We start from the raw sequence: 24,772 nt of genomic DNA on the forward strand, positions 1-24,772 counted from the left end.
TTCTCTTTCCCAACCCCTTTGCCTGACGCAGAAAGCTCCATGATCTCCATCCGCCCCGTTGACCCCCATGAATGGCCGCAGTACCGCGATATCCGCCTGCTTGCCCTGCGCGATGCCCCCGACGCCTTCGGCAGCACCTGGGCGGCAGAGGCTGCAAGGGCTGACGCGGACTGGGCTGCACGGCTGCAGGCCGCTGCTGCCGGCGGCAGGGACAGGGTGCTCTTCGCCGTCAACGGCGGCCAGGCCTGTGGCCTGGTCTGGTGCAAGCTGTGTGCCCCCGAGCCCGGCGTGGCCGATCTCTTCCAGATGTGGGTCGATCCTGCCGCGCGTGGCCGGGGCGCAGGCCAAGCGCTGCTGGCGCAGGCCGTCGCCTGGGCCTGGCACAAGGGCATGCAGCGTGTGCGGCTGGGTGTGACCGATGCCGACTCTCCCGCCATGCGCCTGTACCTGGCGCACGGCTTCCGGCCTGTGGGCGGGCTGCAGCCGCTGCGCGAGGGCTGCGAACTGCGGGTGCAGATGATGGCCCTGGACCGGGCCGGCGGCTGAACCGCTGCACAGCGCAGGCAGTTCCGGCAGTCAGTCCCTATAGCCCCGGGGCGTCCACAGGGCCGTCCTGCGTCAACCCGGCAGCAGGGCCGGCGAAGGCAACTGCCGGGTCTTGGCCAGTTGCGAATTGCTGTAGCGCAGGTCGGAGGTGACCTCCGCGCCCAGCCAGGCGGGCGATGGCGGCTGGATATCCTCGCTCGCCAGTTCGATCTCGGCCGTGACCAGGCCGGCCAGGGGGCCTTCGAACACATCGACCTCGAAGTCGAAGCCGTCCACCGGCACGATGTAGCGCACCTTGTCGATGGCGCCATGCGCGCAGTGCTGGGCCAGCAGCGTCTCGGCATCGGCCAGCGGGATCTGGTATTCGAATTCGGCGCGGCTCATGCCGCGTGCCGGGCCCTTGAGCGTGAGAAATCCGGTGTCTCCGGCGATGCGCACCCGCACCCACATGCCGTTGTCGGCGATGTATCCCTGCGCCATGCGCACGCCGGTCAGGCCTGCCACGATGCCAGGGTCGGCCACCAGGTATTTGCGTTCGATTTCGAGAGCCATGCTGTTGCCCGTGCAGACAAAGGCGGCAGTCTATCGCGCCACCGTCGCCCTGCCCGGCAGATGGCCCGCCACAAACAAAAAGCCCCGCAGGGGAGTGCGGGGCTTTCCAGGGGGCGGTTGCCGGCCCGGGGTCCGGCATCCACAGCGCCTTACAGCGAGTCGATGAAGCTGCGCAGCTTGTCCGAGCGGCTCGGGTGCTTGAGCTTGCGCAGGGCCTTGGCCTCGATCTGGCGGATGCGTTCGCGCGTGACGTCGAACTGCTTGCCCACTTCTTCCAGCGTGTGGTCAGTGGACATTTCGATGCCAAAGCGCATGCGCAGCACCTTGGCTTCGCGCGGGGTGAGGCCGTCGAGGATGTCCTTGACCACGTCGCGCAGGCCGGCCTGCATGGCGGCGTCCACGGGAGCGGTGTTGTTGGTGTCCTCGATGAAGTCGCCCAGGTGCGAATCGTCGTCGTCGCCGATCGGCGTTTCCATGGAGATCGGCTCCTTGGCGATCTTCATGATCTTGCGGATCTTGTCCTCGGGGATCTCCATCTTGGCCGCCAGGATGGACGCATCGGGCTCGAAGCCGAACTCCTGCAGATGCTGGCGCGAGATGCGGTTCATCTTGTTGATGGTCTCGATCATGTGCACCGGGATACGGATGGTGCGCGCCTGGTCGGCGATCGAGCGCGTGATGGCCTGGCGGATCCACCACGTGGCATAGGTCGAGAACTTGTAGCCGCGACGGTATTCGAACTTGTCCACCGCCTTCATCAGGCCGATGTTGCCTTCCTGGATCAGATCCAGGAACTGCAGGCCGCGGTTCGTGTACTTCTTGGCGATGGAGATCACCAGGCGCAGGTTGGCCTCGATCATCTCCTTCTTGGCGTCACGGCTGGCGCGCTCGCCATCGTTCATGCGCTTGTTGATGCGCTTGAGCTCGTCCAGCGGCACGACCACGCGCGATTGCAGGTCGATCAGGTTCTGCTGCAGCTCCTGCACGGGCGGGATGTTGCGCTCGAGCACGTTGCTCCAGGGCTTGCCGGCCGCGACCTGCTGCACCACCCACTGCAGGTTCAGCAGGTTGGGCGGGAACTGGGCGATGAAGGTCTCCTGCGGCATGCCGCACTTGTCCACGATGATCTTGCGCAGCTCGCGTTCCTTCTTGCGCACGTCATCCACCTGGGCGCGCACGAGGTCGCACAGCTTCTCGATGGTCTTGGCCGTGAAGCGGATGGTCATCAGCTCCTCGGTCAGGGCCTTCTGCACCTTCATGTACACGGGCGTGCCGTAGCCGTCCTTGTCGTACACCTTGTGCATCTTGTCGAAGTTCTCGCGCATGGCGTCGAAGCGGCGCAGCGCCTCGTTCTTGAGCTCTTCGAGCTTCTTGGTCAGCGCCTTGGAGCCGCCCTTGCCGTCGTCGTCGTCCTCTTCGTCGTATTCGTCGAAGTCTTCTTCGGCCACGTAGTCGTCGTTCTCATTGGCGTTGACGAAGCCGTCGACGATGGTGGAGATGACGACCTTGCCTTCGCGGATTTCCTCGGACATGGCCAGGATCTCGGCGATGGTGGCAGGCGAGGCCGAGATGGCCTCCATCATGTCCATCAGGCCGCCTTCGATGCGCTTGGCGATTTCGATTTCGCCTTCGCGCGTCAGCAGCTCGACCGTGCCCATTTCGCGCATGTACATGCGCACGGGGTCGGTGGTGCGGCCGAATTCGGAGTCCACCGTGGACAGGGCGGCTTCGGCCTCTTCCTCGGCTTCCTCTTCGGTGGTGGCGGACTGGCCCGTGTTGTTCAGCAGCAGGGTTTCCGCATCGGGAGTCTGCTCGTAGACGGCCACGCCCATGTCGTTGAGCATGGAGATCACGACTTCCAGCGTCTCGGCATCGACCAGCTTGTCGGGCAGGTGGTCGTTGATTTCGCTGTGCGTCAGGTAGCCGCGCGTCTTGCCCAGCTTGATCAGCGCCTTCAGGCGCTGGCGGCGGGTGGACATTTCCTCTTCGGTCAGGACGGTTTCGTCCAGGCCGAATTCCTTCATCAAGGCGCGTTCCTTGGCCTTGCTGATCTTCATGCGCAGGGGCTTGACCTTTTCGGCCGGGGCCGAAGTGGTCTCGACCTCGACTTCCACTTCGGTCTCGACCTCGGACTCGCCTTCACCTTCGCCGTCGATGTCGCCATCGATATCGGACAGGTCGGCATCATCGATGTCGTCGCCGCCTTCCTTGGCCTTGGGCTTGCGGCCGCGCTTGGCGGGGGTCTTGGCAGCGGCGGTGGAGCTTGCGGCTGCCTTGGCCGGCGCCTTCTTGGCGGCGGCAGGCTTCTTTTCGGTCTGGGCGGGGGCGTCGTCGCCTTCGGCTGCCTTCTTGCGGCCGCGCTTGGGGGTCGCGGCGGCGAGCAGCTCGTCGGCCATGGCTTTGAGTTCGGCTTGGGACTTGGTTACCACGTCGGTATCTTTCTTTGCTTTGGCCGCAGATGCGGCGCTCTTCGGTCCTGCAGCGGCTTTGCCGGCACCGGCCTTGGCCGGGGCTGAAGAGGTTGTCGAAGTCTTGGGCTTCGCTGGAGCTTCGGGGGCCTGCTTGGACTTCACGGACTTTGAAACGGGCATGAGCACCTCACGGTCAGGAGCGAACACACACAAAGGGAAACTCAAACAAGCGCCGCCTAGGCGCACGCGCGGACGGACTAGGTCCGCCAGGGAAGCGAAAAACGTTCCAGGCAAGATGTCTGGGCGAACATTTGGTGTGCAGTCCTTGCGGGAAATTGGGCCGTGCAGTTGCTGCAATCACGTGAGTTCTTCACGGGGCCCGGTCCGGAGGTGCTGCTGTCGCTCTTGCCGATAGCCCCTAATTATATCTGCTTACCTCGATTTCAAGAGGAAGTACGCATCTGGTTTTCCAGGACCTGCTGTCGGGCAAAGAGATCGCGATAGCGCTGGGCGGCGCTGGGGTCCCGTGCCATGTCGCGCACGGCTTCGTCGATCTGGGCCTTGATGTGGTCGATGACGATGCGGTTGAGCACGCCGCGCAGCTCGCGGCGCAGCTCGGACAGCTCGCCTTCGGGATGGGCGTGGGGGCCGCTCATCAGCTTGTCGGCCAGCACCTCATGGGGCAGGCCGCGCAACTGCTCGCGCAGCACGGCAAAGGGCCGGGGGCCGGATTCCTGGAACTGTGCTTCCATCCAGCGGAACAGCGCGCCGTGCCCGGCGGCGCAGCGCGCCAGCGCCTCGAAGTCTTCGTGGGTGAGTTCTTCCATGAACTCCATGTGCGCCATGAGCAGGCGCGCCGCCTGGTCCGTGCGCGTGGCGGGGGCTACGCGCGGCCCCATGGGCGGCGGGTTGAAGTCGCTGCGGCCATTTTTGTCCCAGGGCTTGCGAGGCCAGGGCTTTTTGCCGCCGCGCCCGGGCTCGCCTGCGCGCCAGCCGCCTGCGCCGCCGCCCTGGCTGCCCCCCTCGGGCCAGCCCGAAGGCGCGTTGTATTCGGCCGGCTGGCCCCAGTCGGGCGCGGCCGGTGCATGGCTGGCCTGGCCCGGATGGTGGGCGCCGCCGGCCATGGAGCCCCGTGCCGGGCCGCTGCGGGCGGCTTCCTGCGACCACAGGTCCGAGAGATCGCGCGCATCAAGCTGCACGAGTTCGGCGATCTCGCCCAGCAGCTGGCGCTTGAGGGCGCCGTCGGGCAGGGCCGTCCACAGCGGGCGGGCATTGCTGGCCATGTGGGCACGGCCTTCGGCCTGGCCCAGGTCGCAGCCTTCGCTGGCGGCTTCGATGAGAAAGCGGCTCAGCGGCAGCGCGTCGCCCACGTAGCGGGCAAAGGCTTCGCTGCCGTACTCGCGGATGAAGCTGTCCGGGTCATGCTCGGCGGGCAGGAAGAGGAATTTGACGCTGCGCGTGTCGCTGGCATAGGGCAGGGCCGCATCGAGCGCCTTGCGCGCGGCGCGCCGGCCCGCCGCGTCTCCGTCGAAGCTGAAGACGACGGCTTCGGTAAATCGAAACAGTTTGTGAATATGGTCGGGCGTGCAGGCCGTGCCCAGCGTGGCGACGGCGTTGGCAAAGCCCAGCTGGGCCAGGGCCACCACGTCCATATAGCCTTCGGTGACCAGCGCATAGCCCATGTCGCGCAGGGCGGTGCGGGCCTCGAAGAGGCCGTAGAGCTCGCGCCCCTTGTGAAAGACCGGGGTTTCGGGCGAATTCAGGTATTTGGGCTTCTCGTCGCCGAAGACGCGGCCGCCGAAGCCGATGCACTCGCCCTTGACGTTGCGGATGGGAAACATCAGCCGGTCGCGGAAGCGGTCGTAGCGCTTGTCGTCGCCCTCGCCAACGATGACCAGGCCCGATTCTTCGAGCTGGGGATCGTCGTACTGCGGGAACACGCTGGCCAGCGACCGCCAGCCCGCAGGCGCGTAGCCCAGGCCGAAGCGCTTGGCGGTCTCGCCCGAGACGCCGCGGCGCTTGAGGTAGTCGATGGCCTGGGGCGATGCCTTGAGGTGCTTGCGGTAGGCGTCGCCTGCCTTCTCCAGCACGTCGGTGAGGGTGGCCTGTTTCTGCTTTTGCGCGGCCTGGCGCTCGCGCTCGGCGGGGCTGATGTCGTCCTGCGGCACCTGCAGGCCGACCTGGCCGGCAAGATCCTGCACGGCTTCGACGAAGCCCATGCCGGCATGGTCCATCAGAAAGCCGATGGCGTTGCCATTTTTTCCGCAGCCAAAGCAGTGATAGAACTGCTTGCTGGGACTGACGGTGAAGGAGGGCGACTTCTCGCTGTGGAACGGGCACAGGCCCATGAAGTTGGCGCCGCCCTTCCTGAGCTGCACGTAGCGTCCCACGATATCGACCACGTCGACGCGCGAGAGCAATTCCTGGATGAACGATTGGGGAATGGACACCCGCGTATTGTGCCTTCGCGGGGCCATCCGGCCGTGCCCCGGGGGCACTGGCCGGCGGTGCCCGGCCCTCAGCCCAGGCGCTGGAAGGTCAGCGTGAAGGCCACGCCATCGCGCGTGTTGTGCGCCTTGATCGTGCCGCCCATCTTCGCCATGTAGGTCCTGGCCACGAACAGGCCCTGGCCCCGGTGCTCGGCGCTGCCGGCGGCCGCCGGCTCCTGGGGGGCGGACACGCCCAGCTCGAAGATGCGCTCCAGCAGGTCCTCCGCAATGGTGGCGCCCTGGTTGTGCAGCGTGGCGCTGGCGGCGGACTCCGAGGCCGACAGCGACAGCGTGATGGCCGTGCCCGCCGGGCGGTAGCTGTCGGCATTGCGCAGGATGTGGGTGACCACGTCTTCCAGCGCAAACTCGTCGGCGCGCACGATCACGGCGCCCGTGACGTCCCTGTTCCCGCCCCCGCTCCCGCCTTCGTAGACCACGTTGGCAATGCCCGCGAAGTGCGCGTTGGCGGCCACGTGGGACAGAAAGGCGTTCAGGTCCAGCCGGCCTTCGGGCACGTTGGCGGCCTGCAGCGCCTCGGCAGGCGATGCCGTGCCGTAGAGCACATGCACGGCCTGCTGCATGCGCTGCACGTAGCGGTGGCCGGGGTCGTCGGGGCCGTACAGCACCATCAGCGATTGCAGGGGCGACATGATTTCGTGGCCCACGGCATGCCACATGTCGCGTTCCTGCTGGGCGCGCAGCTGTTCGCGCTGCAGGTCGTCCTTCACGCGCTGCAGCAGGTCGGCCAGGCCGCCGGCCAGAATGCCCAGCTCGTCGGAACCACGAAGGTCCGACACTTCAAGGTCGCCCAGGCGTGGGCCGACATGGCCGTCCTGCACGTTGTAGGACACGGCGGCGGCGCGCCGGGTGAGGGCGGTCACGCGGCGGATCAGCCCCAGCTCGACGATCAGCCAGGCCAGCGCAATGGCGGCCAGCATGGCGCCCAGGTACCAGGACAGGCGCGTGGCCACGGCGGCCAGGCCCTGCTCCACATCGCGCGGGTGGCCGGTGAAGCTGACGGTGTAATTGCCCGTGGGCGTGTCCAGAATGTCCTGGCCCGTGGGCACGGCCGGGGTCATGGTGGCGGCGGAGACGCCGGCTGCATCCAGCGGCAGCCAGCTGATCAGGCGCAGCAGCCAGGGCGCCGACGGCGCGGCCTGCACATCCACGCCCTTGAGGGTGATGGCGCTGGCTTCGTCGGCGCCCACCTTGCGGATCTGCACGCGCTCGCCCGGCAGCAGGCTGCGCGAGATGTCGTTGAGCGAGGCCGCAAGCTGCGCCCCAGGCGAGTTGCTGTCGAACAGCGGCGGCTCCGTGTCGCCGGGGGCCAGCATTTCCACGCGCACACGCATGCTGCCCAGGTCTTCGGGCGGCCAGACGGGGCGCACGTCCCTGCGGAACAGGGCTTCGCGGAACAGCTCGACCGGCAGGCGGATGGAGTAGTGCGTGCGGCGCAGGCAGTCGGCTGCAGGGGGTGTCTTGTCATTGCCCGCATTGCCCTGCACGCCAGGCGGCAGGTCGCGGCAATGGCCGTTCTGCCAGAGCCAGCCACGGAAATCGCGCACGGGCCGCGCGCGGGCCTCAAGCTGGGGCGTGCCGTTGTCCACAAAGCCGGTGAGCCGGCCGTGCTCGCCGTTGCCGGACTTGTTGCCCTGCTGCGGCATGGCCTCATAGGGCGCGATCCAGCGGTAGGTGCTGCCGCGCATGTCCAGCGTAATGCGGGCGCGGTGCGCCTGGGCGGGCTCGCGCGAGCCGCGCTCGCGCGGTGTCAGCTCGCCTGAGAAGAAGCTGCCCACCAGATAGATGAATCCGCCTGCGTAGGGATTGTTGCCAATGGCCGCGCACAGCGAGGCGCCATCGGGATACTGCACCGAGCAGCCGGCCATCTCCACGGCCTGCTGGGACTTTTGCGGATCGTCGAAGTCGATGGCCGCGTAGGGCAGCAGCAGCGGCGCCAGCGGCGTCAAGCCCTGGCCCAGGTGGCCGGCGTTGAGCAGGGCCAGCCGGCCCGAAGGATGGCGCAGCCGCGCCATGACCTCGGCCTGGCTGCGCACAAAGCCGTGCTGGTAGGCCTGCCAGGCGCGTTCCTTCTCGTCCTTGAGCACCACCACGCTCAAGGACACCGTGGCCACTGCCAGCAGCACGAACACGCCGCGCAGCAGGATGCGCTGGCGGAAGGCGGCCAGGCCCAGGCGCGGCACTTCCAGCCGGGGCAGCTCCAGCCTGGGGTTGAGCAGGCGCTTCATGTGCGGACGGCGGCGCCGGCCTGGCCCACCCAGCGAAAGCCGCGCATGGGCACGTTCTCTATGCCTTCAAAGCCCGGGTCCACCTCGCGCAGGGCCTCGCGGATGGTGCTGACGTGCTTGCGCACGTTGTCGCGGTTGCGGCCGCTTTTGACCACCTCGAACAGCTCGTCGTAGGACACCACTTCGCCGCTGCGCTGGTGCAGCGTGGCCAGGATGCGCTGGGCCGTCAGCGGCAGGTTGATGCGCTCGCCGCGCCAGGTGGGCGTGCGCTGCCACAGCGGGTCCAGCACCAGGGCGTCGCCTGCGGGCGCTGCGGCTGCCTGCGCGGCCACGGGCGCCGCGCGCTGCGTGGTGCGCAGGATGTCCAGGAAGGTCTCGATGAAGTCCGCCTCTTCGAACGTGGTCTTTTGCAGGTAGTCCCAGGCGTCGAGCGCTTTCATGATGCTGCGGTAGATGGCGGCCGGCATGGCCGACACCACCAGCACCGGCGTGCCCTGGCCCAGCTTGTTGATGGCGTTGATCAGGGCCACGCCCGCGTGGCGCTCGCGGCCCAGCTCGATGTCCAGCACCACGGCGTCGTAGTGCTCGCGGGCCAGGGCGGCCTCGGCCTCGTCGCGCGTGAACCACTGGTCGATCACGATGCCGCTGCGCGCACTGCGTATCCATCCCGCCAACTGGTTGCTGGTGGGCAGGTCGTCTTCGATCACGGCGATACGGGTCATGGGGCTGTGCAGTGGTGGGGTCGGGGGAGGCCGCCGTGGCGGTGTTCGCGGGATTATCTCGGCCCTGCGCCGGCCCGGGTGTGAGTTTTTCTTCCGGGGCCGGAGCGTTTGCGCTGGCGCCGTGAACGCATTGGGCCGCGCGCCGCGTTGTTGCTTCCGGGGTGGATCCGAACAATCGGTCCTCAATGAGCCACCCCTGTTTCCGGTGCCTCAGAAACAGCCAACAACAGCCGAGAGAGAGAACACCATGAAAGCCACCTGGAACCGCATCATGCAGGCCCTGACGGGCCGCAAGTCCGCCCGCCTGGACGAAGCCGCCACTGCCGCGCCCGCAGCCGGGTCCGATGCTGCAACGCTGCCGGGCAACGCGCCCCGCCGCCAGCCCGTGGACTGGGCGGTCCTGCTGCCCACGGCACGTACCGTGCGCTGGCTGGCCATCGGCGCCGTGGTGGTGGCGGCAGGTCTGGTGGTGGTGCGCAACCCGCCCGTGCAGCACCTGGAGCAGGGCACGCTGGGCGTGCGCCTGAACCAGTTCACGGGCTCGGTCAGCCTGTGGCGCGATGGCAGCGTGTGGGTGGTGCCAGGCCTGCACACGGTGCGCGTGTTCTCCCTGCGCGACCAGAGCTACCGCCCGGAGGCCATGCGCCAGGCCAATGGCAGCGCACCCCTGCAGTCGGTCGAGGGCCTGTCCCTGGGTCTGGACCTGAACGTGCGCTATGCGCTTGATCCCGCATCGCCCGCCGTCAAGGCCGGCAACCTGCCTCTGGACATAGGCGGCGACATCGTGGAGCCCGCCGTGCAGGGCCTGGTCTACAAGGTGTTTGCGCGCTACACCGTGCGCGAAATCTTCTCGACCAAGCGCGCCGAGATCGCTCAGATCATGGAGACCGAACTGCGCACGCGCCTGGCGGCCGACGGCGTGACGCTGCGCAGCATCCAGATCGGCAAGGTGGACCTGCCCACCGAGTACCGTCGCGGCATGGACAGCCTGCTGGCCGAGGAGCTGGCCTCCGAGAAGATGCGCTACACGCTGGAGCTCAAGGACAAGCGCGTCAAGGAAACCGAGCTGGACGCCAATGCCGACAAGGTGCGCCGCGAAGTGGCCGCCGAAGCCGCCGCACGCGAGCAGGTGATTGCGGCGCGTGCCCAGGAAGAGGCCATGAAGCATGTGCTGCCCTTCAAGCAGCGCCAGATCGAGCAGCGCCAGCTGGAGGCCGAGGCCGAGCGCGTGGCCCGCGTGAAAGCCGCCGAGGGCAGCGCCCAGGCCCGCCGCATCGAGGCCAATGGCGAAGCCGATGCGCGCCAGAAGCTGGCCGAGGCCGAGGCCTTCCGCATGGACCGCCTGGGCAAGGTCAACGCCGAGCAGATGGCGCGCGAAGGCACCCTGGTCACGCGCTACCCGCTGCTGATCCAGAAGACGCTGGCCGACAAGCTCTCGGACAAGATCCAGGTCATCATCGCGCCCCCGCCGACCAATGGCGACTTCATCGGTGCGGCCCTGCTGGGCGGCAGCCGCAATGCACAGGCCGGCGCAGCCTCCGTGGTGGCCGAAGATGCCAACGCAGCCGTTCAGGAGCAATAAGCCATGCTGACCGTATCGACCTTGGCCGCCGCAGCGCTGGCCACCGGCATGGGCAGCGCCATCGTGGTGCAGGACCAGGCCAGCCTGCGCGCCGCGCCGCGCGATGGCGCCCAGCAGCAGGCCAGCCTGTGGCAGGGCGAGGTGCTGGAGATCAGGGGCGAACGCCTGGACTACCTCCAGGTCTGGGACCACAAGCGCGAGCGCGGCGGCTTCATCCGCGCAGGCGATGTGCGCCGCGTGGCCATGACCGAGGCCGATGCCCCCGCCTTGTTGGCCGTGCTGCGCTTCGTGCAGGACACGCCCGGTGCCGAGGCGCTGGGCATCGGCCTTGCGGCCGCCTACCTGCAGGCCGCGCCCGCCAGGACCCTGGCCGGCGCCGAAGGCGCGCAGGCCTTCGACGCACTGGGCGGCTTTGCCGACCGGCTGGCGCGGCGCGCCTCCGCCGCTGCGCCTGGCAAGGCCTCGGGCGCCACGCTGTCGGCCCACCTGGATGTGGCCAACGGCTACGGCCTGCGCTTTGCGACCTATGAGGTCGAAGGCCGCATGCAGGTCTGCTATGAAGGCGAATTCTTCCGCCGCGTGCTGGCCATGCCCGCCGCCGACGCGCCGCAGCGCGCCCGCGCCGCCCTGGCCCTGACACGGCCCGAATGCGTGGACCCCGATCTGCCGGCCCATGAGCGCGCCCGCATGCATGCCTGGCAGGCCGATGTGCTGGAGCGCGTGGACGTGACCGGCCTGCCGCCCTACCTGCGCGGCCGCGTGCAGATGCGCCGCGCCAGCGTGTGGGCGGCGCTGGCCTTTCAGCAGGCGCGCAAGGGCATGGCCGACCCTGCCGTGGCGGCATCGGCCGCCCGGGCGCTGGCCGAGTTCACGGGCGTCAGCAAGTCCGAGCTGCCCGATGAAGACCAGAGCGCCTACAACGACGCGGCCATGCGGGTGAGCGCCGTGCGCTGGGCGCTGTCGCCTGTTGCTGCTGCGGCTCCTGCTGCCGGAGCCCGCCCGACGCTGCTGACCGAGCCCGGTGCTCCCGGCGAAACCTGCGTGCTGCTGGTGGACGCCCAGCACGGCGCCAAGGCCCCTTTGCTGCGCCGCTGCACCTATGGCGTGGTGTGGGCTGCATCGGCCAGCACCAACCGCGAGGGCACGGCCGTGGCCCTGGCCGTGCAGCCGCTGGAAGGCTGGCGCGAACTGTGGGTGCTGCGCAAGACCGAAGGCGGCTGGCTGGCCGACGTGCTGCCCCCGGCCGCCACCGCCCCGGAGACCGGCGTGGCCGAATGGGCGGGCTGGGTGCCTGGCGGGCAGCTGATGCTGGTGGCGCGCGAGGCCCGTGGCCAGGGCCGCTACCGCAAGAGCTTCGAAGTGGTGCGGCTGGACGGCCTGGCCACCGAGCGCGTGACCGGCGATGTGTCGGCCCTGCCGCTGTTCCAGCGCTGGCAGGACCCGGCCTGGAAGCGCCAGTCCCTGAGCCTGCGCTGAAGCAAAAAAAAAAGCCTGCACCGGTGGGGTGCAGGCTCGTCTCCAACGATGCCTGGAGCGTTGCCAGGCGACTCCTCTAGGAACTCCTTGTTCGCCTTCCAGCGGTGCTGGCCGGCGAATCCAAGCGGCGATTCTACGAGTGAAGCCGGGGCCGTGCGGCCGAGTCATCTGATAAATGATGTCTTATAGAGGACTGTGGTTGTGCAGTCGCCTGGGGGACAGTCGCAGGCGCGCCTGCAGGCAGATCAAGTGATTGTTCTGCATAGGTATTTTCAGTTTCCATGAAATTCTGAAAGTTGTGATGCCCTGCAAAGACCATGCATGCCGCTTTGGTTATCCGGGCCTGTGCGGTGGCGAGCCGGGTGGATGCGCATCAAGCTTGTGTAAGCCTGTCTTGCTATATCTTCAGGTTTCGCCAGCCTGCGGCGGCAGGCGGGCATCTCACCAGAAAACCCAGCGAACCGGAGACCACGATGACCCACATTTACGACCAGCATCTGGAGCGCAACAGCGCCAACCATGCGCCGCTCAGCCCCTTGGGCTTCATTGCCCGCACGGCCGAGGTCTATCCCGAGCGGCTGGCCGTGGTCCACGGCACGCTGCGCCGCAGCTGGGGCGAGACCTATGCGCGCTGCCGCCAGCTGGCCAGCAGCCTGCACAAGGCGGGCGTGGGCAAGAACGACACCGTGGCCGTGATGCTGCCCAATACGCCGCCCATGGTGGAGGCGCATTTCGGCGTGCCCATGGCGGGGGCCGTGCTCAATGCGCTGAACACGCGGCTGGATGCGGAAACCATTGCCTTCATGCTGGACCACGGCGAGGCCAAGGTGCTGATCGTGGACCCGGAGTTCACGGGCGTGGTGGCCAAGGCGCTGAAGCTGCGCCAGCGCAGCGCGCCGCTGCTGGTGATCCAGGTCGAGGACGCGCTGTACGGCCCGGCCGCCGAGCAGGTGGGCAGCCTGGACTACGACGACTTCGTGGCCGGCGGCGATGCCGGTTTCGACTGGCAGCTGCCCGCCGACGAGTGGGACGCCATTGCGCTGAACTACACCAGCGGCACCACGGGCAACCCCAAGGGCGTGGTCTACCACCACCGGGGTGCGGCCATCAATGCCATCAGCAATGTGCTGGAGTGGGACATGCCCAAGCACGCCGTCTACCTGTGGACCCTGCCCATGTTCCATTGCAACGGCTGGTGCTTTCCGTGGACGGTGGCGGCACGCGCGGGGGTCAATGTCTGCCTGCGCAGGGTGGAGGCGCAGGCCATCTTCGACGCCATCCGCAACCACGGCGTCACGCATTACTGCGGCGCGCCCATCGTGCACGGCCTGCTGGTCAATGCGCCGGCCGCCATGAAGGAGGGCGTGCCCGCCGGAGTCAAGGCCATGGTGGCAGGCGCCGCGCCACCGGCCTCGATGATCGAGGGCATGGAGCAGCTGGGCTTCGACATCACCCATGTCTACGGCCTGACCGAGGTCTACGGCCCGGCCACGGTCTGCGCCAAGCATGCAGCCTGGGATGCGCTGGACATCGGCGAACGCGCGCGCCTCAATTCCCGCCAAGGCGTGCGCTACCACCTGCAGCGCTCGGCCAGCGTGCTCGATCCGGAGACCATGGAGCCCGTGCCCCATGACGGCCAGACCATGGGCGAGATCATGTTCCAGGGCAACATTGCCATGAAGGGCTACCTGAAGAACCCGCAGGCCACGGACGAGGCCTTCCGCGGCGGCTGGTTCCACACGGGCGACCTGGCCGTGCAGCATCCGGACGGCTATATACAGATCAAGGACCGCAGCAAGGACATCATCATCTCGGGCGGGGAGAACATCTCGTCCATCGAGGTCGAGGACGTGCTCTACCGCCACCCGGCCGTGCTGGCCGCGGCCGTGGTGGCCAAGCCCGATCCCAAGTGGGGCGAGACGCCCTGCGCCTTCATCGAGCTGAAGGCCGGCGCGCAGACCACGGCCGAAGACATCGTGGCCCACTGCAAGAAGCACCTGGCCGGCTACAAGGTGCCGCGCGCCGTGGTCTTTGGCGAGCTGCCCAAGACCAGCACGGGCAAGATCCAGAAGTTCGAGCTGCGCCGCCAGGCCGGATCGGTCCAGGCCATCACGGGCTGAGGGCCGGGCCGCAGCGCGGGCAGCGGCTCAGTGTCCGGCCGTCTTGGAAAACAGCTGGATGACCAGCACGCCCGCCACGATCAGGCCCATGCCCGCCAGCGCGGGAAGGTCCAGCGTCTGGCCCTGCCAGAGCCATCCGACCAGGGAGATCAGCACAATGCCCGCGCCGGACCAGATCGCATAGGCCACGCCCGTGGGCACGGTGCGCAGCGTCAGCGACAGGAAGTAGAAGGCCAGCGCGTAGCCCAGGACCGTGACCACGCTGGGCCACAGCCGCGTGAAGCCTTCGGACTGCTTGAGGCAGGAGGTGGCCGCCACCTCGGCGACGATGGCCAGGCCCAGGTACAGGTAGTTGGACGCCATGCTCAGATGGCCGCGTAGCTGCCCGTGCCCTCGGGCCAGCGCGTGAGTACGTCGAAGCCCGTGTCGGTCACCACCACCATGTGCTCCCATTGGGCGGACAGCGACTTGTCGTTGGTGATCACCGTCCAGCCGTCGGCCAGTTCGCGCGTGGCCGCCTTGCCGGCGTTGAGCATGGGCTCGATGGTGAAGATCATGCCGGCCTCCAGCACCATGCCCTGGCCTGGCTGGCCGTAATGCAGCACCTGGGGGTCGTCGTGGTAGACCTTGCCGATGCCGTGGCCGCAGTACTCGCGCACCACGCTGAAGCGCTCGCGCTGGGCCACGGTCTGGATGGCATGGCCGATGTCGCCCAGCGTGGCGCCGGGGCGTACGGCGCGGATGCCGGCCAGCAGGGCCTCGTAGGTGGTCTCCACCAAGCGGCGCGCCTGGTTGGAGGGCTGGCCCACGTAGTACATGCGGCTGGTGTCGCCGATCCAGCCCTCGGGCGTGGTCACGGCCACATCGACATTGAGGATGTCGCCCTCGCGCAGGATCTGCCGGGCGTCGGGGATGCCGTGGCAGACCACGTGGTTGGGCGAGGTGCAGACCGTCTTCGGAAAGCCGTGGTAGCCCACGTTGGTGGGCACGCAGCGCAGTTCGTCGACGATGAAGTCATGGCAGAGCTTGTCCAGGTGCTCGGTGCTGACGCCCGGCTGCACGTGGGGCACCAGCATCTGCAGGACACGGGCGGCCAGGCCACCGGCCTTGCGTGATTGCCCGATATCGAGGGCATCGTGCAGCGGGACGCTGCGCAGCTTGGCGCCCCTCATTGCAGGCCTCCCGACAGGCGCACGGGGCGCGGGCGGCGTGCTGCCGTATCGGCGGGAGCCGGTGCCGCCTCGGGCTCGCCCAGCTTCAGCGTGGCCGCGGCCTCTTGCAGCAGCAGGGCGCAGATGCCTGCGTAGTCGAGATGGGGATGGTGTTCGGCCAGCTGGCCGACACGCAGCCAATGCTCGGCCTGGGCGTTGATGGATCGACCCAGGGCCGCGCTGGACAGGCGGATCTGGTCGTGCAATTGGTCGGATATTTTGACGATTCCCATGGGGTGGCGATCATACGGGGAATATACGTTTCGTATATTGACAATCGCAAATCGCGGGCCCGGAGGCGGGGCATTCGTGCAGGCCTTCAGATGCAGGCCGCCATGTCGTCGGCAATGCTGCGTGACGGACGGGGTGGATGCTCTTGTGTTGATAGCGCAATGATCACGTCCGGCTGGTCATCCGGCAAAGGTGATGTTTTTCCTGCAGCGCGGTCCTGTACAAGACTGGGCCTTGCGCGATCGACGGTCTTCTATCAGATATCTGTTGCAGATTTGGGGCTTACCCCTAGCAAGTCGCCTGCTACCCAAACTGACAAGAATCAAGACTGTCTGGAAGCGAATGTCCTGCAAGCCGGCGCATGGTGCGGCCGGTCGGGCCTTCCGGCAGGGAGCAGCAATGGGCAAGGAACAAGAAGCGGGTTCGGCAACGGGGTCGGGCGGGGCGCGCATCGTCGTAGTGGGCGGTGGCGTGGCGGGGCTGGAGATTGCCACGGCGCTGGGCAAGGGGCGCACGGACGCCATCGGCTCGGTGACCCTGGTGGACAGCGATTCGGCCCATGTCTGGAAGCCCATGCTGCACACCATTGCAGCCGGCACGCGCGACCTGGCCCAGCAGCAGACCACCTACCTGGCCCAGGCCAGCGACGCCAGCTTTGCCTACCAGCCCGGCGAAATGTGCGGCCTGGACCGCGAGGCCCGCGAGGTGCTGCTGGCCCCCATCGAGGCGCCCGATGGCCGCGAGATCGTGCCGGGCCGGCGCATTGCCTACGACAGGCTGGTGATCGCCGTGGGCAGCGGCGCCAATGATTTCGGCACGCCGGGCGTGGACGAGCACTGCTTCATGATCGACTCGCGCCGCAAGGCCGATGCCTTCAACAGCGAGATCCGCCTGCGCATGGTGCGCTGCATGACCAGCGGCGAGCAGCTGCGCGTGGCCATCGTGGGCGGCGGCGCCACGGGCGTGGAGCTGGCGGCCGAGCTGGTGCAACTGGCCGAGAGCGCCCGCGCCTACGGCGCGCTGGGCGAGGCCGCGCGCTTCGGCATCGTGCTGATCGAGGCCGGGCCGCGCCTGCTGCCCGGTTTTCCTGAAGAGATTTCCGAAGCCACGCGCCTGCGGCTGCAGGCCCTGGGCGTTTCGGTGATCGTCAACGGCCGCGTGCAGTCGGCCAGCGAAGAGGGGTTCGTGCTGGCCAGCGGCGAGTTCGTTCCCGCAGGCCTGCGTGTCTGGGCAGCTGGCGTGAAGGCCCCGGCCTTCCTGGCGCAGCTGGGACTGGAGACCACGCAAGGCAACCAGCTCAAGGTCAACGGCCAGCTGCAGACCAGCGACCCCCATGTCTACGCCGTGGGTGATTGCGCCAGCTTCACCCTGCCCGGCGCCAGCGTGCCGCTGCCGCCCACTGCCCAGGTGGCGCACCAGCAGGCCCGCTATCTGGTGGAGACGCTGCCGCGCCTGCTGAAGGAGCCGGGTTTCCGCCCCGAAGGCTTTGCCTACCGCGACTTTGGCGCCCTGGTGTCATTGGCCCATTACGACGCCTATGGATCGCTGGGCAAATTCGGCCTGTTCAACGGCGGCGTGATCCGCGGGCGCATGGCCATGCTGAGCCACATCATGCTGTACCGCTCGCACCAGGCCCGCATCTACGGCTTTTGGCGCGGGGGGCTGCTGTGGCTGATCGATTTGATGAATTCGCGCCTGCGCCCGTCGATCCGGCTGGACTGAGCGGCGGGGCCCGGCATCAAAGCAGCCCCTCGATGGGCAGCCAGCCCAGCACGCGCAGCATCAGGCGCTTGAATGCACTGCTGCCGGGCTCGGTGGTGGTGGTGAGTGGCGCAGGCGGCGTGCCGCTTTCCGTGGTCCAGCTCAGGCGGCCCTGTGCATCGATCTGCACGTGGTAGGCGGCGGACGGCAGGCTCTGGTCGAGCATGCGGCTCATCTGCGAAGCCATCTCGGGGCTGTCGATCAGCAGGCCCATCTCGGTGTTGAGGTGGGCCGAGCGCGGGTCGAAGTTGAACGAGCCCACGAAGATGCGCTCGCCATCGACCGCAAAAGTCTTCGCATGCAGGCTGGAGCCCGAGCTGCCGGGGCGGCTGCCCGAACCCACGCCCGCCTTCCCGCCCGACTTCCCGCCCGAGGACGCGGCGGGCGATGGTAGCCCCTGCCGGGGCACGCCTGCATCGGCGGCGGGCGTGTCCGGCTCGCCGATCTGGCGGCGCAGCTCGTACAGCTGCACGCCTTCCTCGATCAGCGGGCGCCGGTACCGGGCATAGCCGGCGTGGACCACGGCCACGTCGGTCGCCTCCAGGCTGTTGGTGAGCACGCGCACGGCAATGCCCTGGCGGCGCAGGCCGGCCAGGGCGCGTACACCGGCCTCGGTGGGCACGAAGTAGGGCGAGACCAGGTCCAGCTGGCGCTGCGGCTGGCCAATGGCGGGTGCCAGCTGCGTGATCAGCAGCCCCTGCCTGGGCACCTGGCCCAGCACCTTGGCCGGGTCGTCGCTGACCAGGGTGGCGCGGGCCCAGCGCAGGGGCAGGCGGCCGGCCAGCAGCTCTTGCGTGAACGGGCTTTGCGCCACGGCGCGCACATAGGCCTGGGCCTCGGGGCGCTGCACCTCGGTGGCTAGGGCCTCGCTGGCGCGCGCCACCGCATAGTCGGGCAGCGGCGGCAGCAGGCTGGCCACGGGGTAGGCCGAGGCGCTGGCCCAGTACTGATCGAACGAGTGCGCGATATCGGCCACCACCGGCCCCATGGCGACCACGTCCAGGTCGGCGAACAGCACGCCGTCGGTGGCCGCGAAGTACTCGTCGCCGATGTTGCGTCCACCCACGATGCTGGCCTGGCTGTCGGCCGTGAAGCTCTTGTTGTGCATGCGCCGCTGCGTGCGCGAGAAATCCGTCACATAGCCCAGCGCCTTGGGCGTGCGCTGCGCAAAGGGGTTGAACAGCCGCACCTCGATCTGCGGATGCCGGTCCAGCGCGCTGAGCTGCGTGTCCAGCCCCGCCGTGCCGCCGTCGTCCAGCAGCAGGCGCACGCGCACGCCCCGGTCGGCGGCCTGTCGCAGTTCGTCAAGCAGCAGGTGGCCCGTGGTGTCGTCACGCCAGATGTAGTACTGCACATCCAGCGTGCGCTGGGCCACGCGGGCCAGCAGGGCACGCGCCGCGTAGGCGTTGCGTGCATCGGAAAGCGCGTGGATGCCGGTAAGCCCCGGATGCTGGTCCAGCAGCGGTGCCAGCGCCTGGCCCAGCAGCGTGGCCTGGGCGGCTTCTGGCGCCAGCGCCGTGGATTCGCTGCGGCCCGCCAGGGGCGGCAGGCTGCAGCCTGCCAGCAGCAGGGCCAGGACGAGCGCTTGGGTGGCGGCAAGGGCGCGGCGCAGCAGGGGCATGGTGCGTTCGGTGTTTGCGGTGGTCAGTGCAGCCAGCGGATGAACAGCTGGATCACCGTGGCATTGACGATGTCGACGAAGAAGGCGCCCACCATCGGCACGATGAGGAAGGCCTTGTGCGAGGGGCCGTACTGGTTGGTGATGGCCTGCATGTTGGCCACGGCCGTGGGCGTGGCGCCCATGCCGAAACCGCAGTGGCCGGCGGCCAGCACGGCCGCATCGTAGTTGCTGCCCATGATGCGGAAGGTCACCAGCGCGGCATACAGGCCCATCACCAGGGTCTGGGCCGCCAGGATCACCATCAGCGGCGCCGCCAGCCCCGCCAGCTCCCACAGCTTGAGCGACAGCAGGGCCATGGCCAGGTAGATGGACAGCGAGGCATTGCCGAAGACGTCGATGGCCCGGTCGAATACCTGGAAGTGAAAGACATAGTCCAGCGTATTGCGGATCACGACGCCGCCTGCCAGCGCCCAGACGAAGGTGGGCAGGGAGAACAGGGTGCCGGCGGTGAACTGCGCCATGAACTCGGCAAAGCCCAGGCAGCCTGCGAACAGGGCCAGTGTTTCTATGGCCGCGCTGGTGGTGATCAGGCGCGTCTGCTCGGGATTCTCGAAGCCGCCGTGGCTTGCACTTTCGCCCAGCGGGGGCTGTTTTTCGGGGGCGGCTGCAGGGTCGTACACGGCAAGCCTGCGGCGCGTGATCAGGGCCTTGGCCAGCGGGCCGCCGATCAGGCCGCCGATCACCAGTCCGAAGGTGGCACAGGCAATGCCCAGCGTGACCGCGCCCTGGATACCGTATTCGCGCTCGAAAACCTGGCCCCAGGCGCCTGCCGTGCCATGGCCGCCCGTCAGGGTGACGGAGCCTGCGATCAGCCCGAACAACGGGTCAAGCCCGAGCATCGTGGCCAGGCTCACGCCCACCAGGTCCTGCAGGCCGATGAAGACGGCGACCACGGCCAGGAACAGCAGCAGCGAACGGCCGCCTTCGCGCAGCTTGGCGAAATTGGCGCTCAGCCCGATGGACGAGAAAAACACCAGCATGAAGGCCATCTGCAGCTCGCTGCTGAAGCTGAAGGTGTAGCCCAGGGTCTGGTTGAGCACGAACAGGGCGACGGCGACGACCAGACCGCCGGCCACGGGCTCGGGGATGTTGAATTCGCGCAGCAGGCGCAGGTGCTGCACCAGCCATTTGCCCAGCAAAAGGACGAGGGCGGCGAAGATCAGGGTGTAGTAGGCGCTGAAAGTCAGGTGCATGGCTTCCGTGTTCTGGTGGGCGGGGCAAGGCAGCTCACCATACGATAGGCGGCATGCCGGGGGGCGATGTCAGGATAGCCACTGATTCCGAGGCCTGCTGAAAGTGCCCTTCGGTCGTGCCCTGCGTCAGTGCCCTGTCAGCTGGCTACGGGGCCCGGCCGCCTGTCCTCGACGGTGAAGCGGGCCAGCGTGTAGATGCGGCTGTCGGCGCGCATGGGGTTGGCCACGGCACGCAGCTCGCTGGTCCAGCGTTCGGGCGTGATGTCTGCCAGGCCATAGCCGCGTTCCTCGCAGCGTGCGTACAGCACCTGCGGGTTGTGGGCGACGATGGCATCGACCTTGGCCTGTGTGGTGCCGCTGCGCGAGGTGATCGAGGTGCTGCAGAACTCGCTGGCCACGATGGGGTTGCGCCGTTCGGGCGCGGCCTCGGGATCGGCGTGCACGGCACAGACGTAGTTCTGGTGCAGGTCGCCGCCCAGCAGCACGCTGTTGCGCGGCGTGGGCTGGGCGCCCGGCGTGAGGTGGCGCACCAGGCGCTGGCGCGCGGCCGGGTAGCCGTCCCAGCTGTCCGTGGCCTGCGATCCCGAGGGCGGCCGGTGCGCCGACAGCAGGGTGGGTTGGGCCAGGATGCTCCAGCGCGGCCCCTCGCTGCCCTGGTGGCGTGCGTCCTCGGCCAGTTGGCGGTACAGCCACTGCTCCTGGGTCCAGCCCAGGAAGCTGCGCGCCGTATCCGACAGGGCGGCACATTGCGCAGGGCGCACGCTGCCCTTGTCTGCCTCGCCCTCGATGCGGCAGGCCTGGGCGCTGCGGTACTGGCGGCCGTCCAGCAGATGCAGCCGGGCCAGCCGGCCCCATTGCAGGCTGCGGTACAGCTGCAGTCCGCCGCCGCCATGCGATGCCCCGGCGCCTGTCAGCGCGCTGGCACGCAGCGGCATGTTTTCGTAGAAGGCCTGCCAGGCGGCCATGCGCCGGGCCAGGAAACGCGCGGCATCGCCCTGGCCCTGGTCGCCCGCGTAGTTGTTCTCCACCTCATGGTCGTCCCAGCCCACGGACCAGTTGCACAGGGCATGCGCGGCCTGCAGCAGCGGGTCGCTCTTGTGCAGGGCGTAGCGGTCGCGGTAGTCCTGCAGGGTCTGCGCGGCGCGCAGGTTGTGCGTGCGGGCTAGGCCCAGCGTCATGGCGGGCGTGGCGTATTCGTAGATGTAGTCGCCCAGGAAGATCACCAGATCCGGCGCATCCTGCACCACCTGGCGCCAGGCCGCGTAGTAGCCGTGCTCCCAGCGCTGGCAGGAGGCATAGGCCAGGCGCAGGCGCTGCGGCATGCTGCCGGGGGCGGGCGCCGTGCGGCAGCGGCCCGTGCCGCTGACCGCCTGTCCCAGCATGAAGCGGTAGTGGTACCAGCGGTCGGGCGCCAGTCCTCCCACCTGCACATGCACGCCGTGGCCCCATTCGGGCTGGGCCATGGCCTCGCCGCTGCGCACGATGTGGCGGAACAGCGGGTCGTGCGCCAGCTCCCAGCGGATCTTGAGCGCAGGCATGGCCGTGGTGTCGGTCTCGCCCAGCTGGGCCAGCGGTGGCGTCAGCCGCGTCCACAGCAGCACGTTGTCGGGTTCGGGGTCGCCGCTGGCCACGCCCAGCGTGAAGGGGTTGTGCGCAGGCCGCTCGCCCAGCCGGGCCCAGGCAGGCAACTGGCCCAGCGCCGTGGCCAGGCCCGAGCCGACCAGAAACTGGCGCCGCGGTGCAGGGACGGAGGCGCTGAAGGGCAGGTGCATGGCGGTTCGGGGCAGGTGGCGCAAAAAAGCGGGGAAAGACGGGGCGTGGCCTTGGGTGGATCAAAGGCCGGCGCCTGCATTTCCAACTGGCTGCCATTGTGCGCCTGATGCCGTGGCAATGCAGTGCTTGCCGCGCTCCTTGGCCTGCAGCATGGCGGTGTCGGCGCGGCGCAGCACGTCCATGCCGTTTTCGTGGCCTTGCAACTGGGCAACGCCCGCGCTGAAGCTCAGGGGCCGGGGCGCGGGCTGGCCTGGGGTCTGCGCAGATGCGGGCAAAGGCGCCTGCTCCAGCAACTGCAGAAGGCGCTGCAGTGCCTGGGCGCCTGCCGTCTCCGGGGTCTGCGGCAGCAGCAGCACGAAGGCCTGGCCTTCATAGCGGCCCACCACGTCTTCCGGGCGCAGCCCTTGGCGCGCCAGCTGGGCCACATGCACCAGCGCGGCATCACCCATGGCATGCCCCAGCTCGGCATTGAGGGCCTGCATGCCGTCCATATCGACCAGGGCAACGCTCAGCGGCTGGCCATGGCGCTGTGCGCGTGCCACCTCGCGGTCCAGTGCCTCGCTCACGCCCAGGCGGTTGAGCTGGCCGGTCAGCGGGTCGTGGCGCGCGCGGCGCGCGGCCTCGTCCAGCTCCTGCTGCAGTGTTTCGATGCGGGCCTCGCAGGCATCGACATGGGCGCGCAGCGCCTGCAGCTCCTCCTGGGCCACGCGGCTGCCGGCGGCCATGGTGCGCGTGGCCTCCAGCACCTGCTGCAGCAGCGGGGCTGCGTCTTCCAGGCGCTGGATGCCGTCCAGCTGGCGTGCCGCCTCTTCCATGCGGGCGCCCAGCGTTTCGTTGCTGCTCGTGATCTGCGCCAGGTGCTGGACGAAGCCGCCCAGCATGTCCCTGAGCGCCTGCTGCGCGGCGGCCATGCCGTCCTGCAACTGCAGGCGCCGGTGGATCACGGTCTGCAGCTCGCGCCGTGCATCGGCCAGAGGCGCGGGCGACAGCGGCGGGGTGATGGCCTGCTCGATGGCCGTGAGCTGCTGCACCAGCCAGCTGCCATGCGTGGGGTCCTGGGCCAGGTGCTGCACCAGGGTCTGCAGCAACTCCTGCATCAGCTGCAGGACCTGAAGCTGGTCGGCGATGGCGAACGACAGCTGGTAGTGCTGGTCGTGCAGGCGCCGCGCCAGGGCCTTGGCATCCACGGGCGGCGATTGCAGCTGCTCCATCAGCTGCTGGTGCAGTTGCCCGGTTTTTGTGTCCTGGGTGTCCAGCAGCGTGGACAAGGCCTCGAAGCGCCGCGCCAACTGCTGGGTCAGGTCGTCGGGCAGGGCCTGGACGGGCGGCGGCACGGGCAGCTCCACGGGCCTGGCCTCATGGGCAGGCGGCTGCAGGGCCGCGTTGGCATAGGCGGTGATGACCTGCTGCAGGCCTTGCCAGTCGCTGCGCTCTATGGCGGCGCCCAACTGGTCGCGCAACCGCTTTTGGCCGGGCGTCTGCGCAGGCAGCAGCGCGTGGACATGGCGCAGCGGGCCCTGGGGAAAGCTGGCGGGGCCGGGCTCGCCGGCCGCCTGTTCATAAAGGCGGGTGTAGTTTTCCGGGGTGGGCGGCAGGCGGTTCAGCGCCAGTTGCCGCAGGGTTTCGCGTGCCAGTTCGGAAGCGGAGCGCTCGGCCATGGGTGGGCAGTTGTTTCAGAATGCAATGCCCTCCAGTGTGGCATGGCCGGCGCTCGGTTCACTGCTCGTTGACCATCACCAGCTTGCCCTGCACCTGGCGCGATCCCATGCGCGCATAGGCGGCGTGCAGCTCGGCCATGGGCATGGTGCGGTCGATCACGGGCTTGATCTTTCCCTGGCCGTACCACTGCGCCAGCTCCTGCATCATGGCCGCATTGGCCTTGGGTTCGCGCCGGGAGAACTCGCCCCAGAAGACGCCCACCAGCGATGCGCCCTTGAGCAGCGGCAGGTTCAGCGGCAGGGCAGGAATCGGGCCTGCGGCAAAGCCCACGATCAGATAGCGGCCGCGCCAGGCGATGGAGCGGAAGGCCGGCTCGGCGAAGTCGCCGCCCACGGGGTCGTAGACCACGTCCGGGCCCTTGCCGTCGGTGGCTTCCTTGATGGCAGCGCGCAGATCGCCCTGGCTGTAGTTGATGGTGGCATCGGCGCCCTGTGCCTTGCACAGCGCGCACTTTTCGTCGGTGGAGGCCGCTGCGATCACACGCGCACCCGCCGCCTTGGCGATCTGGATGGCGGCCGTGCCCACGCCGCCCGCCGCGCCCAGCACCAGCACGGTCTCGCCCGCGCGCAGCTGGCCGCGGTCGATCAGCGCATGGTGCGAGGTGGCATAGGTCATGATGAAGGCCGCAGCATCGACGAAGCTGAAACCGTCTGGCAGCGGCATGCAAAGCGCGGCCGGCGCCAGCGTATGGGTGCCGAAGCCACCCGTGCCCGACAGGCAGGCCACGCGCTGGCCCACGGCCAGGTGGCTCACGCCTTCACCCACCGCCTGGACCACGCCCGCGTATTCCGAGCCCGGCACGAACGGCAGCTCAGGCTTCATCTGGTACTTGTTCTGCACGATCAGCAGATCGGGAAAGTTCAGGCTGGCCGCCTTCACTTCGAGCAGTACCTGCCCCGGGCCCGGCGTGGGCGTGGGCAGCTGCGTCCACTGCAGTTGATCGACGCCTGTGGGCGTGGTGCAAAGCCAAGCGTGCATGGTGGTTGTCTCCTGTGATTGAATGCCTGGCCGATGATAGGAGTGTGGTGGGAATGCCTCCTGTCCCTCGGGCGACGAGAC

The 24,772-nt window shown here is 68.4% G+C and carries 18 protein-coding genes; 5 read left to right on the forward strand and 13 right to left on the reverse strand.

Translation table 11 applies throughout. From position 1 onward, the window contains the following. Positions 1-39: 39 nt before the first annotated feature. Positions 40-546 (forward strand): GNAT family N-acetyltransferase, encoded by a 507-nt coding sequence (locus LGR64_RS05030; protein WP_230355042.1) that lies wholly within the window; start codon positions 40-42, stop codon positions 544-546. 72 nt (positions 547-618) lie between these two features. Here LGR64_RS05030 and LGR64_RS05035 read toward each other — a convergent pair whose 3' ends face one another. The 5 genes from LGR64_RS05035 to LGR64_RS05055 form a co-directional block, all read right to left on the reverse strand. Further along, positions 619-1,098: a CYTH domain-containing protein gene (locus LGR64_RS05035; RefSeq protein WP_034396335.1), complete on the reverse strand. Its 480-nt coding sequence runs from the start codon at positions 1,096-1,098 to the stop codon at positions 619-621. Between the two features lie 149 nt (positions 1,099-1,247). After that, the gene (gene rpoD / locus LGR64_RS05040) at positions 1,248-3,689 is read right to left on the reverse strand and encodes an RNA polymerase sigma factor RpoD (RefSeq protein WP_013801152.1); all 2,442 of its coding nucleotides are present in this window, start codon (positions 3,687-3,689) and stop codon (positions 1,248-1,250) included. Positions 3,690-3,952: 263 nt separating this feature from the next. Beyond that, positions 3,953-5,986, reverse strand: a complete 2,034-nt coding sequence (dnaG, locus tag LGR64_RS05045; protein ID WP_034396333.1) for a DNA primase — start codon at positions 5,984-5,986, stop codon at positions 3,953-3,955. A gap of 41 nt (positions 5,987-6,027) precedes the next feature. Then, positions 6,028-8,244: a sensor histidine kinase gene (locus LGR64_RS05050; RefSeq protein ID WP_230355043.1), complete on the reverse strand. Its 2,217-nt coding sequence runs from the start codon at positions 8,242-8,244 to the stop codon at positions 6,028-6,030. Then, positions 8,241-8,966 (reverse strand): response regulator transcription factor, encoded by a 726-nt coding sequence (locus LGR64_RS05055; protein WP_012206841.1) that lies wholly within the window; start codon positions 8,964-8,966, stop codon positions 8,241-8,243. The genes LGR64_RS05050 and LGR64_RS05055 overlap by 4 nt, the downstream gene beginning before the upstream one ends. 247 nt (positions 8,967-9,213) lie before the next feature. Here LGR64_RS05055 and LGR64_RS05060 point away from each other — a divergent pair, with 247 nt between their 5' ends. The 3 genes from LGR64_RS05060 (at position 9,214) to LGR64_RS05070 (ending at position 14,144) form a co-directional block, all read left to right on the forward strand. Then, positions 9,214-10,548, forward strand: coding sequence for an SPFH domain-containing protein (locus LGR64_RS05060; RefSeq protein WP_230355044.1), 1,335 nt, complete (start codon positions 9,214-9,216; stop codon positions 10,546-10,548). 3 nt (positions 10,549-10,551) lie between these two features. Further along, positions 10,552-12,024 carry a hypothetical protein gene (locus tag LGR64_RS05065; RefSeq protein ID WP_230355045.1) on the forward strand — a complete coding sequence of 491 codons (1,473 nt, stop codon included), beginning with the start codon at positions 10,552-10,554 and terminating at the stop codon, positions 12,022-12,024. A 473-nt stretch (positions 12,025-12,497) separates the two neighbouring features. Continuing rightward, positions 12,498-14,144, forward strand: a complete 1,647-nt coding sequence (locus tag LGR64_RS05070; protein WP_192366349.1) for an acyl-CoA synthetase — start codon at positions 12,498-12,500, stop codon at positions 14,142-14,144. A gap of 27 nt (positions 14,145-14,171) precedes the next feature. On the opposite strand, the gene LGR64_RS05075 is transcribed toward LGR64_RS05070, so the two are convergent. The 3 genes from LGR64_RS05075 to LGR64_RS05085 are packed head-to-tail and all read right to left on the reverse strand — an operon-like array spanning position 14,172 to position 15,588. Further along, entirely contained in the window at positions 14,172-14,507 is a 336-nt protein-coding gene (locus LGR64_RS05075) for an SMR family transporter (protein WP_012206837.1), read from the reverse strand. A 2-nt stretch (positions 14,508-14,509) separates the two neighbouring features. Next, entirely contained in the window at positions 14,510-15,316 is an 807-nt protein-coding gene (map, locus tag LGR64_RS05080; RefSeq protein WP_034396318.1) for a type I methionyl aminopeptidase, read from the reverse strand. Beyond that, positions 15,313-15,588 carry a ParD-like family protein gene (locus tag LGR64_RS05085; protein ID WP_012206835.1) on the reverse strand — a complete coding sequence of 92 codons (276 nt, stop codon included), beginning with the start codon at positions 15,586-15,588 and terminating at the stop codon, positions 15,313-15,315. The genes map and LGR64_RS05085 overlap by 4 nt, the downstream gene beginning before the upstream one ends. Before the next feature lie 397 nt (positions 15,589-15,985). Between LGR64_RS05085 and LGR64_RS05090 the strand changes: the two genes are divergently transcribed. Further along, complete coding sequence (locus LGR64_RS05090) at positions 15,986-17,308, forward strand: NAD(P)/FAD-dependent oxidoreductase (RefSeq protein ID WP_013801159.1); 1,323 nt, start codon at positions 15,986-15,988, stop codon at positions 17,306-17,308. 16 nt (positions 17,309-17,324) lie between these two features. Here LGR64_RS05090 and LGR64_RS05095 read toward each other — a convergent pair whose 3' ends face one another. The 5 genes from LGR64_RS05095 to LGR64_RS05115 all read right to left on the reverse strand — a co-directional run bounded on the left by LGR64_RS05095 (position 17,325) and on the right by LGR64_RS05115 (position 24,691). After that, positions 17,325-18,968: a phospholipase D family protein gene (locus tag LGR64_RS05095; RefSeq protein ID WP_230355046.1), complete on the reverse strand. Its 1,644-nt coding sequence runs from the start codon at positions 18,966-18,968 to the stop codon at positions 17,325-17,327. Between the two features lie 23 nt (positions 18,969-18,991). Further along, entirely contained in the window at positions 18,992-20,221 is a 1,230-nt protein-coding gene (gene gltS, locus LGR64_RS05100) for a sodium/glutamate symporter (protein ID WP_230355047.1), read from the reverse strand. A gap of 137 nt (positions 20,222-20,358) precedes the next feature. Then, a complete protein-coding gene (locus LGR64_RS05105) occupies positions 20,359-21,993 on the reverse strand; it encodes an alkaline phosphatase D family protein (RefSeq protein WP_063325339.1) in 1,635 nt (544 codons plus the stop codon). Positions 21,994-22,053: 60 nt separating this feature from the next. After that, positions 22,054-23,652: a GGDEF domain-containing protein gene (locus tag LGR64_RS05110; RefSeq protein WP_141834415.1), complete on the reverse strand. Its 1,599-nt coding sequence runs from the start codon at positions 23,650-23,652 to the stop codon at positions 22,054-22,056. A gap of 58 nt (positions 23,653-23,710) precedes the next feature. Beyond that, entirely contained in the window at positions 23,711-24,691 is a 981-nt protein-coding gene (locus LGR64_RS05115) for an NADPH:quinone oxidoreductase family protein (RefSeq protein WP_012206829.1), read from the reverse strand. Positions 24,692-24,772 lie beyond the last annotated feature (81 nt).

This window comes from Delftia sp. Lp-1 (genome assembly GCF_020523835.1).
GTDB lineage: Bacteria > Pseudomonadota > Gammaproteobacteria > Burkholderiales > Burkholderiaceae_C > Comamonas > Comamonas acidovorans.

Excerpts from the sequence above, each read along its gene's own strand:
- LGR64_RS05030 (WP_230355042.1), top strand. The coding sequence starts at position 40 with ATGATCTCCATCCGCCCCGTTGACCCCCATGAATGGCCGCAGTACCGC.
- LGR64_RS05035 (WP_034396335.1), bottom strand. The coding sequence starts at position 1,098 with ATGGCTCTCGAAATCGAACGCAAATACCTGGTGGCCGACCCTGGCATC.
- rpoD (WP_013801152.1), bottom strand. The coding sequence starts at position 3,689 with ATGCCCGTTTCAAAGTCCGTGAAGTCCAAGCAGGCCCCCGAAGCTCCA.
- dnaG (WP_034396333.1), bottom strand. The coding sequence starts at position 5,986 with ATGGCCCCGCGAAGGCACAATACGCGGGTGTCCATTCCCCAATCGTTC.
- LGR64_RS05050 (WP_230355043.1), bottom strand. The coding sequence starts at position 8,244 with ATGAAGCGCCTGCTCAACCCCAGGCTGGAGCTGCCCCGGCTGGAAGTG.
- LGR64_RS05055 (WP_012206841.1), bottom strand. The coding sequence starts at position 8,966 with ATGACCCGTATCGCCGTGATCGAAGACGACCTGCCCACCAGCAACCAG.
- LGR64_RS05060 (WP_230355044.1), top strand. The coding sequence starts at position 9,214 with ATGAAAGCCACCTGGAACCGCATCATGCAGGCCCTGACGGGCCGCAAG.
- LGR64_RS05065 (WP_230355045.1), top strand. The coding sequence starts at position 10,552 with ATGCTGACCGTATCGACCTTGGCCGCCGCAGCGCTGGCCACCGGCATG.
- LGR64_RS05070 (WP_192366349.1), top strand. The coding sequence starts at position 12,498 with ATGACCCACATTTACGACCAGCATCTGGAGCGCAACAGCGCCAACCAT.
- LGR64_RS05075 (WP_012206837.1), bottom strand. The coding sequence starts at position 14,507 with ATGGCGTCCAACTACCTGTACCTGGGCCTGGCCATCGTCGCCGAGGTG.
- map (WP_034396318.1), bottom strand. The coding sequence starts at position 15,316 with ATGAGGGGCGCCAAGCTGCGCAGCGTCCCGCTGCACGATGCCCTCGAT.
- LGR64_RS05085 (WP_012206835.1), bottom strand. The coding sequence starts at position 15,588 with ATGGGAATCGTCAAAATATCCGACCAATTGCACGACCAGATCCGCCTG.
- LGR64_RS05090 (WP_013801159.1), top strand. The coding sequence starts at position 15,986 with ATGGGCAAGGAACAAGAAGCGGGTTCGGCAACGGGGTCGGGCGGGGCG.
- LGR64_RS05095 (WP_230355046.1), bottom strand. The coding sequence starts at position 18,968 with ATGCCCCTGCTGCGCCGCGCCCTTGCCGCCACCCAAGCGCTCGTCCTG.
- gltS (WP_230355047.1), bottom strand. The coding sequence starts at position 20,221 with ATGCACCTGACTTTCAGCGCCTACTACACCCTGATCTTCGCCGCCCTC.
- LGR64_RS05105 (WP_063325339.1), bottom strand. The coding sequence starts at position 21,993 with ATGCACCTGCCCTTCAGCGCCTCCGTCCCTGCACCGCGGCGCCAGTTT.
- LGR64_RS05110 (WP_141834415.1), bottom strand. The coding sequence starts at position 23,652 with ATGGCCGAGCGCTCCGCTTCCGAACTGGCACGCGAAACCCTGCGGCAA.
- LGR64_RS05115 (WP_012206829.1), bottom strand. The coding sequence starts at position 24,691 with ATGCACGCTTGGCTTTGCACCACGCCCACAGGCGTCGATCAACTGCAG.